1 protein-coding gene is annotated in these 801 nt (G+C 75.7%); it reads left to right on the top strand.

Translation table 11 applies throughout. The features are described from left to right. Window positions 1-714, top strand: a 714-nt coding sequence (locus C1I97_RS38190) for a glycoside hydrolase family 75 protein (protein ID WP_111007393.1), incomplete at its 5' end; no start/stop codon positions are given. Window positions 715-801: the final 87 nt, after the last annotated feature.

Raw genomic sequence — 801 nt, 5'->3', positions numbered from 1 at the left:
GCGCCGGCGGCCCGACGCGACGATGCCGGTCCTGTCCGTGCCGCCGACCTGCTGGCCCTGGTGCGGCGCTGCAGACCGGTCTCCCGCGGCCGTTACCGGCTCGACGCCGGTGCGCCCGCCACCGTCCCGGTCTGCGGGCTGCGCGGAGCCGTCTTCTGGAAGGCCGACATGGACATCGACTGCGACGGACGGCCCACCGCCCGCTGCAACCGCCGCACCGACCCGCACTTCTCCCCGGGTGCGGCCTATGCGCAGTCCAACGGCCACCGCCTCAACGCCGAGCGGCTGCCGTACGTCGTCCTGCCCGCCGTGAGCCGCATCTGGGACCACCACGCCCACGGCGTGGGCGGGGGGTCGGTCGCGGCCGTCGTCTACCGGGACCGCGTGGAGTACGCGGTCGTGGGCGACATCGGGCCGTACGACATCATCGGCGAGGCCTCGTACGCCGCCGCCCGGCGCCTGGGCATCCCCGCCGACCCCAGCACCGGCGGCGTGGGCTCGGGCGTGACCTACATCGTCTTCAAGCACTCCCGGATCGACGCCATCGAGGACCACGCGGCCGCCGTGGCGACCGGCGAACGGCTGGCGCGCCGACTGCTCGCCGGCCGGACGGCGCGGAAGAACGGCGAGACGGCGCGGGAGAGCGGACAGACGGTCCGGGAGGACGACGACGGGACGGCGCAGGAGAGCGGCGAGACGGCGCGGGAGCGGTGACCCGTGCCGCCGTCGTTCGTCCCCGGCCGCCGCTCACACCTTCCGGTAGCCGTACGCCTCCTCCGCCGCCGCCTCCACCGCGTCGAG

Origin of the sequence: Streptomyces sp. NTH33 (assembly GCF_003236365.1) — a bacterium.
Classification (GTDB): Bacteria; Actinomycetota; Actinomycetes; order Streptomycetales; family Streptomycetaceae; genus Streptomyces.
This window is presented reverse-complemented; position numbering and strand designations above follow the sequence as displayed.